The organism is Maribacter dokdonensis DSW-8, assembly GCF_001447995.1.
Lineage (GTDB): Bacteria > Bacteroidota > Bacteroidia > Flavobacteriales > Flavobacteriaceae > Maribacter > Maribacter dokdonensis.
In genome coordinates this window covers 1-12,633 of sequence record NZ_LDPE01000001.1, presented here as the reverse complement: position 1 = coordinate 12,633, position 12,633 = coordinate 1, and the positions used below count along the sequence as shown (strand labels likewise).

Here is a 12,633-nt window from a genome sequence, read left to right as displayed (position 1 = left end):
TTTACCTTAAGGCTTTCAAGGCCCTATAGACTATAGTTCTGGCTGTCTGTACGGAAACTTCCATAATTTCAGAAATTTCTTCGTAGCTCTTATCTTGATTGAACCTTAAGAACAAACCTTTTCGTTGTTTCTTAGTTAACGATTCCAGCGCATTTGCCAAAATCATTCGTTTTTCGGTCAACCTTTCTGTTCGTATAATATCCTCTTCACAAGAATTCGTATAGTTTCTTGTATCTTGATGTAAAGAATATTGATATTCTTCTGATATTGAAATAGTTTTAGTAGCGTATTTTCTATTTATTTTTCGCTTCAAACTTTTAAACAAATAATACTTTACATTATCTGTCATTGTTAAGTTTTCCCTGTATTTAAATAGATCTACAAATAGGTCATGAATACAATCCATAACGTATGTTCTGTCTTTGGTACAATTTATACCATAACTAAAGAGACAATCTACATATATATTATATAAATCGCCTAGGGCAGATTCATCTCCATCAATTAATTTTTTCCAGATTACCGTTTCGGTATTCTTAACTACAAAAACTTTTTGATTGCTCATTTTCGGTATTTTTTCTGACGCTGCGTTGACCCCAAAATCTGAGTTTACAGCCATACCATGTTCATTATGTTTTTGCATCATTAAAAGAATTTAATGGAATTATCAACGATTCCTTTCTATTCTAAGCAATCAATTTAGGTTTTATAGACATTATTGAGAAATAAATAATGATTTATGGCATTTTAGTAAAAATATGTCATTCATATTTTGGCATTCATGATCTAGATACCACCAAATTTCCATTTTGATAGATCTAATTTAACAGTTTATTTACCTACACTGAGAGAATTCTTAAGTTTTTTCGGTAATTTTAAGCATAGAGACTACCTATTTAAGACAATTTAAAGAGTCAAATGTTCCGATTACAACACAACTGACTAACATATTATATATATAGTAGTAAACTGTAATGAACATGCTAATTTTTACAGTTTAACAGGACCAACAATTATCTTACAATATCTGTTTATCTGTCAATCACTGAAAAAAACTTTACAAAATGAATTTCAGCCCAATACTGTTACAAGTTTATTTGATATTGTTACTGTAACTTGACTTGTTAGTATAACTTTAAACAAAATAGGGCTCTAAGCATCTTAATACAATATACTATGAAAGATTACAATGTTTTTAGCCCTTTAGCCTATGCCGACGATGATGAAGATGACAGAATGTTCTTTGCAGAGGCAATGCAAGAAATTTTCCCTGATATTAATATGAAACTTTTTCATAATGGTGAAGTTTTAATTACATACATACTATCTACCATAACTGCTGGTATTGTTCCAAAGCTTATCTTTCTAGATTTAAACATGCCCATTATGAATGGCTTTGAGTGCCTTTCTATATTAAAAAACAACACTTTTTTAAGTAAGATTCCTGTAGTTATATACTCCACATCATCATCTGAGACAGACCGTAAAAAAATATTGGAAATGGGTGCGGTTCGTTTTATAACAAAAGAAATTTCCTTTAAAAAAATGCTTGTTCAACTTAAAACAACCATGGATGATCTTTATCACAAAGAACTAAATCCTAAGGTTATTTAGGAAGATCTCAAATTATAATTTTACAGATGTAAATATTTCAGTTGTACCAAGCTGCTTATGACAGTATTACAAATTCACCATTCTCAACTTCATTCTTATTTGAGCTTTTTACCCTTTGTAAAGATTTAAGTAACAATTTTTTCAATTCTTTAAAAGACGAAGATTTTTTTAAAAATAGATTTGCCCCATCTTCTTTTAATTGATTTACCTCACGTTCCCTATAAATTCCTGAATAGGCAATTATATAAATATCCTTGAACTTTTTAAAGTTTCTTATATCCATCAGGCATTCAAATCCGTCCATAATAGGCATGTACAAATCAAGAAAAATCACGTGCGGTAAGTTGTCATCAGAGAAAAGTTTATCCATAAGGTCAACACCATTATTAAATTGAGTTACCTCTGTAGTCAATGGTAAATCATCTAATGCCTCTATGAAAAAACTTCGATCCTCTAAATCGTCATCTGCTATATAAATATTCAATGCGGTCATTTTTCAACTTAATATCAATATCTCCTCCAAAATTATAAGGAAATCCTTTAAAAAAGAATACTAATACCATAGAATAGTAACTCAAAAAAAATAAATACGTCTATCGACCCAACGGTGTTGTTCGAATAAAAAAATATATAGTCAAAATATATTTGTGTAGTAAAATACTTACAGTTAAATTTATTCGTTATCAATTAACTAAGTTCCCATTAAGTTGATTCCAATACTGATTATGATGGCTACAAACGACCGAACCGAACTCTTACTATTACTTCAACAATTTCAGACCGACTATTACACGAAAGGTAATGCGCTTAAGGTCCATATTCTTTTACAACAGTTTGTTTCAAAAATTAATTTTGATAATTACTTCCTATTCATGGAATTTGAAAAAAGGCATCAGCAATTAAAACAAATAGAGCTAATATCTGATCTTGACAACTACGCAGAACTGTTTGCGGAGAATTTATTGAAATTGATTTTATTGCTTAAAAATTGTAAAACCGAAGAATTATAAGTTGAACCACAAAATGATGGAAAGACTATTTGATCATATTTTGAACCATGTTCTTAGATAATGGCTTTTCATAATACCCTTCAATAAACTGGTGTTGCTTGGCTTTCTCCCGATCCTTGGAATTCGTAAAAGCAGACATGATAAATACCTTTATCTTATTTATATTGGCATTATAATTTTGCAATTGATCAATGAATTCCCATCCGTCCATTTCAGGCATTACCAAATCCAGCAGAATATAATCTGGAATAGGCTTGTCTTCTTTTTTTAATTTGGTCAATAGTTCCAAGGCTTCAATAGCACTTTCACAAACATAGATTTGAGTATCTGTGCTACACTGCTCAACGGCATACCTCGCCGTAAACTGAGAAACCAAATCATCATCAATTACCAAAAACACTGAGCTCATGCTATTGTTTTATTAAATATCCCTGTTCAACTTACCTACGTAAATATACGATGGTAAAATTAGCCTTATTTAAAATAAACGTTTAAATACGTTATTCCAAGATTAATTCATTTGTTATCAAAAAAATCCAATAATCAAAAATGTATAGAAAAGGTCTCTAAATTATAGAGACCTTTTCTCAACTGTATGTCAATTACACTAACCATTAACACATAGAACATACAGTTGTTCTCTTGTACTAAACGTGTCCAGCAAGTTACCTTAGAATCACATTAAAGCTTATTCCTTTTAAAGAAATGTTTAGCTATTTTACGTTTTTGAATTTAGCGAACATTATTAGAAATAACAATGGATCTATCGTATATTTAAAATAAGTAAAACCTAAATAAACATATTAATGCGTTTAAAATCTTCACATTATTTCTATATAGTATTGATAACCTTTACATTATTGTTTTCATTTACTTCTTGCAAAACTGAAACAAAAAAATCAGCAGTTGCTGAAAATGAAAAAACAATATACCCAGATGATGTGATCCCTTTTATGAAAGAATGGAAAATTCTATGTGGTGACGGCAAAAGTTTCAATGATTTAACTGATGTTGAGCACAAAGATTTTTTTTATGTAGAAAACGAAAACAATACAAATTGGGTGGTATACAAAGCACCTAATTCTGGTGTAACCTCTAGAACATCAAGCAACACTAGAACAGAACTAGGTCAAAAAGAAGAATGGAAACCAGATACCGGTGGCAAACTAACCGGTACTTTAAAAGTAAAGCATGTTTCTACTTCTGGAGATGCCCGGGTAGCTGCTTCTTATTCCGTAGTTGTTGGCCAAATTCATGGTACGGAAGGTCATGAAAACGAACCTTTAAAAATTTTCTACAAAAAATTTCCGGGTCATAAAAAAGGTTCCGTTTTTTGGAATTATGAAATAAATACCGAAGGAGATAACGGTAAACGTTGGGATTATTCTACCGCAGTTTGGGGCTATGATATGTCGGTTGTCGGAGAAACCCCTACCACTTACCCCCAAGAGCCGGAAGATGGCATTGAATTAAACGAAGAATTTAGTTATGAAATCAATGTCTACAAAGGCATAATGTACCTTACCTTTAAAAGCTACGGACATGAAACCAAAACGTTTACCAAAAGCCTAATACAGACAGACTTTGCAGAATCAACTGATATTCCAGAACAAATATTGACTTTATATGCGGCAATAGGGCGTGATGGTGTAGAAAAAGAAAATGCCTATGCTGGCGAATTGCAAAATTTTAAGCAAGGAGCTTACAACCAGACCAACGGTAAAGATCCTGAAGAAAATATTGTTTGGCATACCGGATCAGAGACCTATAACGGAGATATTAAAAAACAATACGAAAACGGCTGTTATACAGAGGTTTGGTTTAAAGACGCTACGGTTGGTGCCAGCACTCCACCGCAACATTAAAAATTTCTCATTGTAGGTTACACAAGGTTAATGGCAGACAAACAATTCTATAAAAATCTTCGCCCCTTTAAAGGTACACTCATTGAACTTTTGGGAGATGACACCTATTTTGTAGATGTACCAAAATCATGGCACGTTGTCGTTGTAGATATTTTAAAATCTACCAGTGCAGTGAACGCGGGCAATCACCATCAGGTAAATTTAACCGCTACCGGAGCTATTATTTCTGTACTCAATGCCATAAGAAAGGTAAAGCGAAGCAATGAAATCCCCTATTTTTTTGGAGGCGATGGCGCTACATTCATAGTGCCTTCATCATTGCTTAACAAAATAATTCATGTACTTGATAATTACCGCATACACATTAAAAGAAAAATTGATCTAGTTCTACGGGTTGGTGAAATTCCTGTTAGTAATTTAATAGAATCAGAGGTTCAATTAAAAATTGCCAAACATCGGTTAACTGATAAGCTATCTATTCCTATCGTTCTAGGGGACGGATTAAAAGTAGCGGAAAGCATGATAAAATCTTCTTTTAAGGAAGAAGAAACCACAGCATTTGATGAAACACTCTTGAATTTAGAAGGAATGGAATGCCGTTGGGACCAGATACTACCGGACCAACAACAAACTAAAGTAGTATGCTTACTATTAGATGCCTCCTTAGAAAAAGATCAACGTAATGTGTATAAAAAAGTACTTGCCCAAATGGATGAAGAATTTGGGAAATTTGAAAATAGGCAACCTATAAAAAGTAACAATCTTAAATTAGACCCAAACCCTACCAAAGTGTGGGAAGAAATGAAAATTAGATTGACTTCCACTAGCTGGATGTATTTTTTTAAAAGTTGGTTAAAATCAAATTTTGGCAGATTTTACCTAAATCTTACAAGTAGTGGAAAACAATATTTAAGTCAAATAGAACAATTGTCTCACACCTTTATGCTAGATGGCATGATCAATACAGTTTTTACTGCAGAACAGAAAAGTATAGATCGTTTCATTGCCTATTTAGATAAAATGGAAAGGGATAAAAAATTGATTTACGGTATTCACGTTACCCATGCATCGGTTATGTCTTGTTATGTACTTGATCGTAGAACCACACATTCTCACTTTGTAGATGGCACAGAGGGCGGTTATACATCTGCGGCCAAAATGTTCAAAATAAAAAAGAAGAGCCTATCTAATTAGATGTCATGTGAGCATCACCCTTAATTTTCATCTTCAAATTTTATCCCGTCAATTAAAGTAATATTAGAGCAACACATAAATGATAGGTGTCATTACCTTGTTCTTACTTTAATGAACACATAAAATTATAGCGATGATAACAGAAGATAAGAGTAAAGATAATTCACGTTCTACAGGCGGATTACAAAATGACGTTCCACAACATCAAAATATTGCCGACCATAAAAATGAAAATAAAAAGGTTGGCAAACCTGTGAATAATGGCGGCGTAGCAACTGCAAAGTATGATTTACATATAGAAAAGCAATGGTTGGCGGTAAAAGATGAATATTTGGCAAATTTCCCTGAAACAGAAGATTTAGATGCTAATGGCGAGCAAGATAGTTTTGAAGCCCTAATAGCCAAAATTGCTAAACGGAGACAAAAATCCACAGAAGATATCCACGCTGAAATAATGAACTGGCCAACAAAAAAATAAAGATGAAGAATATCATATACTTTATAATTACAGCCTTGATCATAGGTTGGGTTTTAGGCTTTGTAGTATTTAAGATTCTAGGAGCACTTATTCACTTACTACTTGTTCTTGCCATTGTACTTTTAATTTATAATTGGCTAAGCAATAAAAAAAGCACTTAGAAAATCCCCCTGTGTTTAAAATGATCGGCACAGATTATCTATAAGTTTTTAAAGCGGTTAGTAAATGCACCACTTCTTATTATTAGTTTTGCATTTTAAAATTGCAGCATGATTTCAGTAGATAATTTAGCCGTAGAATTCAGTGGCACTACCCTATTTAGCGATGTATCATTCGTTATTAACCCAACCGATAAAATTGCCCTTATGGGTAAAAACGGAGCCGGTAAATCAACAATGATGAAAATAGTTGCTGGTGAACAAAAGGGCACAAGAGGCAATGTACGCGTACCTAAAGATACCGTTATTGCATATTTACCACAACATCTGCTTACCGAGGACAACTGCACGGTATTTGAAGAAGCTGCCAAGGCGTTTAAGCATGTTTTTGATATGCGGGATGAGATGGAGAGGCTTAATAAAGAATTGGAGACAAGAACAGATTATGAAAGTGATGCCTATATGGGTATCATTGAAAAAGTCTCCGATATTGGTGAAAAATATTATGCGCTTGAAGATGTAAATTATGATGCCGAAGTAGAAAAAGCACTTAAAGGTTTAGGTTTTAGACAAGAAGATTTCACTAGACAAACCAATGAGTTCAGTGGCGGATGGCGCATGCGTATAGAACTGGCAAAAATACTATTACAAAAACCAGATTTAATTTTGCTTGATGAGCCTACGAACCATATAGATATTGAATCTGTGATTTGGTTAGAAGATTTCTTATTGAACAAGGCCAATGCCGTAATGGTCATTTCACATGACCGGGCATTTATAGATAATATTACCAATCGTACCATTGAGGTTACCATGGGGCGTATTTATGATTATAAGGCAAACTACTCCCATTACCTACAATTACGTGAAGATCGTAGGGCGCACCAGATCAAGGCATACCAAGAACAACAAAAATTCATTGCGGACAATATGGCGTTCATAGAACGCTTTAAAGGAACTTACTCCAAAACCAATCAAGTAAGTTCAAGAGAGCGCATGCTAGAAAAACTGGAGATCATTGAAATAGATGAAATAGATACATCTTCATTAAAGCTTCGTTTCCCTCCTGCCCCACGTTCGGGAGATTATCCTGTTACGGTTACAGATGTTTCAAAAGCATATGATGATCATGTCGTATTTAAAAATGCCAACATGTCTATCTCCAGAGGAGAAAAAGTTTCATTTGTAGGTAGAAACGGTGAAGGTAAATCTACCATGATCAAAGCTATTCTTAATGAAATACCTGTAGAAGGTACTTGCCAATTAGGGCATAATGTTAAGGTAGGTTATTTTGCCCAGAACCAAGCTTCATTATTAGATCCAGACCTTACTATTTTTCAAACGGTAGATGAAGTCGCTTTTGGTGATATTCGTAACCAGATCAAGAATATTTTAGGAAGATTTATGTTCAGTGGCGATGATATCGACAAAAAAGTAAGCATGCTTTCCGGTGGGGAAAAAACAAGGTTGGCAATGGTGAAGTTATTGTTAGAGCCTGTAAATCTTTTAATATTAGATGAGCCAACCAATCATTTAGATCTAAAATCAAAAGATGTTTTAAAAGAAGCTCTTTCTACTTATGATGGTACACTAATTCTGGTTTCTCATGATAGGGATTTTTTACAAGGATTATCTCAAAAAGTATTTGAATTTAAAGAACAACGCGTAATTGAACATTTTGAAACCATTGACGCTTTCTTGGAGAGAAATAGAATAAAAAGTATTGCAGAAATTAACTTGATGAAGTAATCATCTTTTTCTCTTTTTTATTTTTTTAAATTACCGATAAAATAGAAATATGTGCAATTGTGCACATATACAATTGTTGTGTGTAATTACTAAAACCAAAAAGTATACATCTTTCGAAAATCTGTATAAAGAAAAAAGACTATTTTATTCGACCTTTGTCTTTTCTTAATAATAAAAATGAAAATATTTCAAACTATTATATTACCCTTATTATATCTTGGACTGGTGGTTTTAGCTACTATTTACCTATCACGAAGATATGCTTTATTTTTTAACGCCCTATCATTAACAGCATCTTATTGGTTCTTTTCTTTGCTGGTACTCGGTGCTCTTGTTGCAAGTCTGTTCATGACTATGACAACATCAGGACTTGGTCATTTCATTTACATGTTTTCGGGGATACTTTTTGGATACCTTACCTACTTATTACTCTCAACCTTAGCAATTGATTTCCTTGGGTTATTTATTAAAATCCGTCCACTTTATATGGGATTAGGGTCTATTGTCCTTGCAATGCTAATTACCATTTATGGTCTTATTCAAGCAAGAGACATTAAATTGACAAACACAGATATCGCTTTGAAAGGGTTATCTCGTCCTGTTAAAGCTGTGCATCTAACAGACACACATTTAGGCCATTATCGTGGGAAAGATTTTTTTCAAAGAGTGATGGATATTACAAAAAAACAGAATCCAGATATCATCTTTTTTACTGGTGATCTTTTCGATGCAACATGGGCATTAGATGATTCATATCTAAATCCACTAATTGATTTAAACATTCCCTTCTATTTTGTAGAAGGCAATCACGATATTTATACTGGTATCGAGGAAATCAAAGAAATGGTGAAATCTAAGGGCGGAATTGTGCTTGAAAATGAAGTAACCAATTGGGGCGAAATTCAAATTGTCGGACTTAATCATATGCTTGCGGACGAAAATACTTATGACCCACATGTTACAGGTGAAAAAGGAACGGTTAAGAGTGTACTTCCAAGCTTAGAAATTGATTCAGAAAAACCTACTATCTTACTTCATCATAGCCCTGATGGAGATAAATATGCCCATAAGGTTGGAGTAGACCTGTATCTAGCTGGTCATACACATGGAGGTCAGATGTTTCCAGGCACTTTGTTTGCTGAAATGCTATTTAAATACAACAAAGGATTATATGACTATGAGAATATGAAAATTTTTGTTTGCCTTGGAGTTGGGACATTTGGCCCTCCGCTAAGGGTAGGTACATATAGCGAAATAACAGTATTAAATCTTGTGCCAAAATAAAAAAACTACACACAACAATGGCTCCTATGAAAAGCCCTAGTCCAGTTCTCTAAAGTTAATATTTTATTTTTTATTGGTCCATAATGTTGATTTTGGGGTGTTGGATTGTTGGCAACCCTTTCCAGCATAATGCTTGGTTGTCAATACTTCAACACCATATATAACTTGCTCCGCATCCTATATGTGGTCCGTGCTTTGGGCATGGCCACCGGCATCTGTATGATCATAAGTTATAATAAGCCCGGTCACTTGCTAACCGATGTGGTTCCCGCCAGCGGCGGGACCACCTACATTGTTCTGTGATCCGGACTTTTCTACTTCTATTGTGAGCTCGGTTATCCTATTGTTTTACTTTCTCTATATTCTATTCCAATACCCCTATCTCATAAGGGGTCTCCGTCTTTATCACCGCCAATGTCCTGCTCAGTAGTTTCCTGGCCACCTTTACGATGACACTCTTCACATTTTTTCCGTGATGCTTGCGGTAATAGCCCTGCATCACGGGATCCGTTCGAATGGCCTGCCAAGAGGCCTCGATGAAATAACTGCGTATCAACCGGTGGGCACGCATGCTCACCCCCGTATGTCGGATGGTATCGCCACTTTGGTAAATGCCCGGTGCCAGACCTACATATCCGGCCAAATGTTTGATATTACCGAAACGGCGCAGGTCGCCCAATTCGCTCAAAATACCACTGGCCACTATGGGACCTATACCGGGAATGCTCCGTAAAAGCATATAATCTTTCTTAAAGTGTTTCTTGGTATACCGGCGCAATAAGGTGGAAACTTCCCGGAACTCCCGGTCGATGAACCGAAAACCGCGCATACGGCTACGCAGGACCTCATTGCCCGTATCGTACCCGAAATCCAGTTCATCGAGCCAATCCCTGAACTTATGGCTCCAATGGTCGTTATCGAATTCTTGGGGTATCCTTATACCGTAATACAGCAACTGCATCTTGATATAGCTCTTGATCTGGCGCATATCCTTGACCAGATCGTTCCTGCGACGGAAAAGGCTCCGCAGTTGTTCCCTGCACTTGTCCGGCACACAAATACCGCTCAACCTGCCGTCCTTGAGTTCCCGTGCTATGAGTTGGGCATCGATCCTGTCCGTCTTGGTATGGCGCTCCTTGCCCCGCCTGAATATATCGGCCGGATTGACCACCAAGCTGCGCCAGCCATAACCTACAAAGCACCGGTGTGCACGGTATCCGCAACAGCCCGCCTCATAAGCGGTGGACACTTCATAACCTGTATAATGCTTGGCTACATATTCATAGAGCAGTTCGGCATCGGGCAGCATGCTAAAAGTCTTTCCGGATGACAGATCCGTCGCACAGTGTACCTTCCAACTGCGTTTGTGTATGTCGATACCAATGAATAACTTAGGTGTAGCAGTAATTTGAGTGTTCATATCTTTGATTTTTAGTTCATCTTAAAGATACTCGACTTACTGCTTTTACATAGATGCTAACCGCAATTACGGCGGATTCGACTACGTCCGAATCCACTCGGAATTGCTAACGTCAGTGCCTAATCGAGAATTATCGCTAATTTAACCCGTAACTGACAGTTATACGAAACCGTTATGCATTATTTGAACTAAATGAAGAAAACCATTGGGAAACCAGAAAATTGGCAAGATTTTGAATCTCTTTGCAAAAAGCTTTGGGGAGAGATTTGGGAAATTCCAAATAAGATTAAAAAAAATGGACGTTTAGGTCAAGAACAAGCAGGAGTTGACGTATACGGAAAACCAAAGGGTGAAAATCAATATTGGGGAATACAAGCAAAAGGTAAAGATGATTATTCTAACGCTAAACTAACTGAATCAGAAATTGAGCAAGAAATTGAAAAGGCAAGAACTTTTGAACCAAAACTAGCTGTTTATATAATTGCTTCTTCGTCTAACAAAGATGCAAAAATTGAAAAATTTGTTAGAATCAAAGATATTGAGAATCAAGAAAAAGATTCTTTCGAAATACTACTATTCTGCTGGGAAGATATCGTAGGCTTAATCGAAGAAAATGCCGATACCTATAATTGGTATTTAAATGGCATAGGACAAAAAGGACGATTCGATTTTGACATTTCTTTTAATGATTTACAAGAATCATTGACTTTGAATCCAGTTTTTGAAAAAACTATTACAAAGTGCAGAATAACTACCAAGACCGATTCGGAATTATTAATGGAAAGTTTAAATTCCAATCGATATTCATTAGATTTTTACCAAGACTTACTAAATCCATTTAGTTCAAACCGAATAAATAAATCTTGGGTAGATTTTGAATTGGTAATGGAAAACACAGGTTCAGTAGTCCTAGAAGATTGGCGGTTGATAATAAACTTTGAAGAAGGTGTAAGTCGATTAGATGATGGACACCCAATGTTTCCAAAAATATCTTTGACAGAATCTATTGATGATGAAAATAAGACAATTACATATAGACCAATAGACAATAATCCTTTAATACAAAAAGACAATAGATATTTTGAAATCTCATTATTGCCAGAACCTTATTCAAAAAAAATAATTTTTGAATGGGAATTATTGGCTCGTGACTTCAATAAAACGGGAACAGCTGAAATTGAAATTAAAGCCGAATATGTTGAAAAAATAGAATTTAAAGAAATTAATAAAGAGTCAGATATGGAAGTGGATAAAATTGACATTTCATATTATGTTGTTGAAAAAGAGAAAAAAAACAATGCATAACAAAGAACTGAGATAAAAAACAAACAAATTCTTCTTTAATCCGAGACAATATTATTTCAGGCTCATAGATTCAATAACTTGATTCTTTGAGCTTTTTTTATTCGATCTAGCTTCTATTTATCTAGGCAATATTGAAACGTAAGTTTCATCATATGGCCTGCCAGATTTTGCAATGGCAAAAGACTGCTTTAAAAGTTTGTTGGCAACGGCTATCAGTGCCAGTTTCTTGCTCTTTCCCCTGTTCACGATCCGCTCATAAACCTCTCTGCATGCCCTATTGTGCTTACAAGCGTTAAAAGAACATAGAAATAATAGGTTGCGAAGTTTTCTATTGCCGACCTTACTTATTCGCGCACGACCTCTCACACTGCTCCCCGATTCCCGTATCGTTGGGGTTATACCTACATAGCTACAAAGCTGTGCCGCATTTTCGAACTTATTGAACCCATCGGTGACCACTATTAGGAACAATGCAGTCTTTTGACCTATACCGGGTATTGACATCAATAAAGTCAATTGCTCCTGTTGGTCCTCTTTTACCAATGACAGAATCTTT

Annotated in this window: 14 protein-coding genes; 9 read left to right on the top strand and 5 right to left on the bottom strand. The window is 35.0% G+C overall.

The window, feature by feature from the left end; genetic code table 11:
- Position 1: 1 nt before the first annotated feature.
- Positions 2-646: an RNA polymerase sigma factor gene (locus I600_RS00065; RefSeq protein WP_082642855.1), complete on the bottom strand. Its 645-nt coding sequence runs from the start codon at positions 644-646 to the stop codon at positions 2-4.
- 530 nt (positions 647-1,176) lie between these two features.
- Here I600_RS00065 and I600_RS00060 point away from each other — a divergent pair.
- The gene (locus I600_RS00060) at positions 1,177-1,614 is read left to right on the top strand and encodes a response regulator (RefSeq protein WP_058102483.1); all 438 of its coding nucleotides are present in this window, start codon (positions 1,177-1,179) and stop codon (positions 1,612-1,614) included.
- Positions 1,615-1,669: 55 nt separating this feature from the next.
- On the opposite strand, the gene I600_RS00055 is transcribed toward I600_RS00060, so the two are convergent.
- Complete coding sequence (locus I600_RS00055; protein ID WP_167342489.1) at positions 1,670-2,098, bottom strand: response regulator; 429 nt, start codon at positions 2,096-2,098, stop codon at positions 1,670-1,672.
- Positions 2,099-2,339: 241 nt separating this feature from the next.
- Here I600_RS00055 and I600_RS00050 point away from each other — a divergent pair, with 241 nt between their 5' ends.
- A complete protein-coding gene (locus I600_RS00050; protein ID WP_058102481.1) occupies positions 2,340-2,624 on the top strand; it encodes a hypothetical protein in 285 nt (94 codons plus the stop codon).
- A 25-nt stretch (positions 2,625-2,649) separates the two neighbouring features.
- Here the strand turns inward: I600_RS00050 and I600_RS00045 are convergent, their stop codons facing one another.
- The gene (locus I600_RS00045; RefSeq protein ID WP_058102480.1) at positions 2,650-3,033 is read right to left on the bottom strand and encodes a response regulator; all 384 of its coding nucleotides are present in this window, start codon (positions 3,031-3,033) and stop codon (positions 2,650-2,652) included.
- A gap of 397 nt (positions 3,034-3,430) precedes the next feature.
- Here I600_RS00045 and I600_RS00040 point away from each other — a divergent pair, with 397 nt between their 5' ends.
- The 6 genes from I600_RS00040 (at position 3,431) to I600_RS00020 (ending at position 9,352) form a co-directional block, all read left to right on the top strand.
- Positions 3,431-4,489, top strand: coding sequence for a polysaccharide lyase family 7 protein (locus tag I600_RS00040; RefSeq protein ID WP_058102479.1), 1,059 nt, complete (start codon positions 3,431-3,433; stop codon positions 4,487-4,489).
- Positions 4,490-4,519: 30 nt separating this feature from the next.
- On the top strand, positions 4,520-5,683 hold the full coding sequence (locus tag I600_RS00035) for a DUF3095 family protein (RefSeq protein WP_058102478.1): 1,164 nt from the start codon (positions 4,520-4,522) through the stop codon (positions 5,681-5,683).
- 133 nt (positions 5,684-5,816) lie between these two features.
- Positions 5,817-6,161, top strand: coding sequence for a hypothetical protein (locus tag I600_RS00030; RefSeq protein ID WP_058102477.1), 345 nt, complete (start codon positions 5,817-5,819; stop codon positions 6,159-6,161).
- 2 nt (positions 6,162-6,163) lie between these two features.
- Positions 6,164-6,322 (top strand): lmo0937 family membrane protein, encoded by a 159-nt coding sequence (locus I600_RS19130; RefSeq protein ID WP_157490816.1) that lies wholly within the window; start codon positions 6,164-6,166, stop codon positions 6,320-6,322.
- 108 nt (positions 6,323-6,430) lie between these two features.
- Positions 6,431-8,068, top strand: coding sequence for an ABC-F family ATP-binding cassette domain-containing protein (locus I600_RS00025; protein ID WP_058102476.1), 1,638 nt, complete (start codon positions 6,431-6,433; stop codon positions 8,066-8,068).
- Positions 8,069-8,245: 177 nt separating this feature from the next.
- On the top strand, positions 8,246-9,352 hold the full coding sequence (locus I600_RS00020) for a metallophosphoesterase (protein ID WP_058102475.1): 1,107 nt from the start codon (positions 8,246-8,248) through the stop codon (positions 9,350-9,352).
- A gap of 364 nt (positions 9,353-9,716) precedes the next feature.
- On the opposite strand, the gene I600_RS00015 is transcribed toward I600_RS00020, so the two are convergent.
- Positions 9,717-10,772 carry an IS110 family RNA-guided transposase gene (locus tag I600_RS00015; RefSeq protein WP_058102474.1) on the bottom strand — a complete coding sequence of 352 codons (1,056 nt, stop codon included), beginning with the start codon at positions 10,770-10,772 and terminating at the stop codon, positions 9,717-9,719.
- Positions 10,773-10,964: 192 nt separating this feature from the next.
- Between I600_RS00015 and I600_RS00010 the strand changes: the two genes are divergently transcribed.
- Positions 10,965-12,077: a hypothetical protein gene (locus I600_RS00010; protein WP_058102473.1), complete on the top strand. Its 1,113-nt coding sequence runs from the start codon at positions 10,965-10,967 to the stop codon at positions 12,075-12,077.
- 117 nt (positions 12,078-12,194) lie between these two features.
- Here the strand turns inward: I600_RS00010 and I600_RS00005 are convergent.
- The coding region (locus I600_RS00005) for a transposase (RefSeq protein ID WP_157490815.1) at positions 12,195-12,633 on the bottom strand (439 nt) is incomplete at its 5' end.

Bases quoted from the DNA above. Each gene is read 5' to 3' on its own strand.
- I600_RS00030 (WP_058102477.1), top strand. From the start codon at position 5,817: ATGATAACAGAAGATAAGAGTAAAGATAATTCACGTTCTACAGGCGGA.
- I600_RS00050 (WP_058102481.1), top strand. From the start codon at position 2,340: ATGATGGCTACAAACGACCGAACCGAACTCTTACTATTACTTCAACAA.
- I600_RS00035 (WP_058102478.1), top strand. From the start codon at position 4,520: ATGGCAGACAAACAATTCTATAAAAATCTTCGCCCCTTTAAAGGTACA.
- I600_RS00040 (WP_058102479.1), top strand. From the start codon at position 3,431: ATGCGTTTAAAATCTTCACATTATTTCTATATAGTATTGATAACCTTT.
- I600_RS00060 (WP_058102483.1), top strand. From the start codon at position 1,177: ATGAAAGATTACAATGTTTTTAGCCCTTTAGCCTATGCCGACGATGAT.
- I600_RS00065 (WP_082642855.1), bottom strand. From the start codon at position 646: ATGATGCAAAAACATAATGAACATGGTATGGCTGTAAACTCAGATTTT.
- I600_RS00045 (WP_058102480.1), bottom strand. From the start codon at position 3,033: ATGAGCTCAGTGTTTTTGGTAATTGATGATGATTTGGTTTCTCAGTTT.
- I600_RS00020 (WP_058102475.1), top strand. From the start codon at position 8,246: ATGAAAATATTTCAAACTATTATATTACCCTTATTATATCTTGGACTG.
- I600_RS00010 (WP_058102473.1), top strand. From the start codon at position 10,965: ATGAAGAAAACCATTGGGAAACCAGAAAATTGGCAAGATTTTGAATCT.
- I600_RS19130 (WP_157490816.1), top strand. From the start codon at position 6,164: ATGAAGAATATCATATACTTTATAATTACAGCCTTGATCATAGGTTGG.
- I600_RS00015 (WP_058102474.1), bottom strand. From the start codon at position 10,772: ATGAACACTCAAATTACTGCTACACCTAAGTTATTCATTGGTATCGAC.
- I600_RS00025 (WP_058102476.1), top strand. From the start codon at position 6,431: ATGATTTCAGTAGATAATTTAGCCGTAGAATTCAGTGGCACTACCCTA.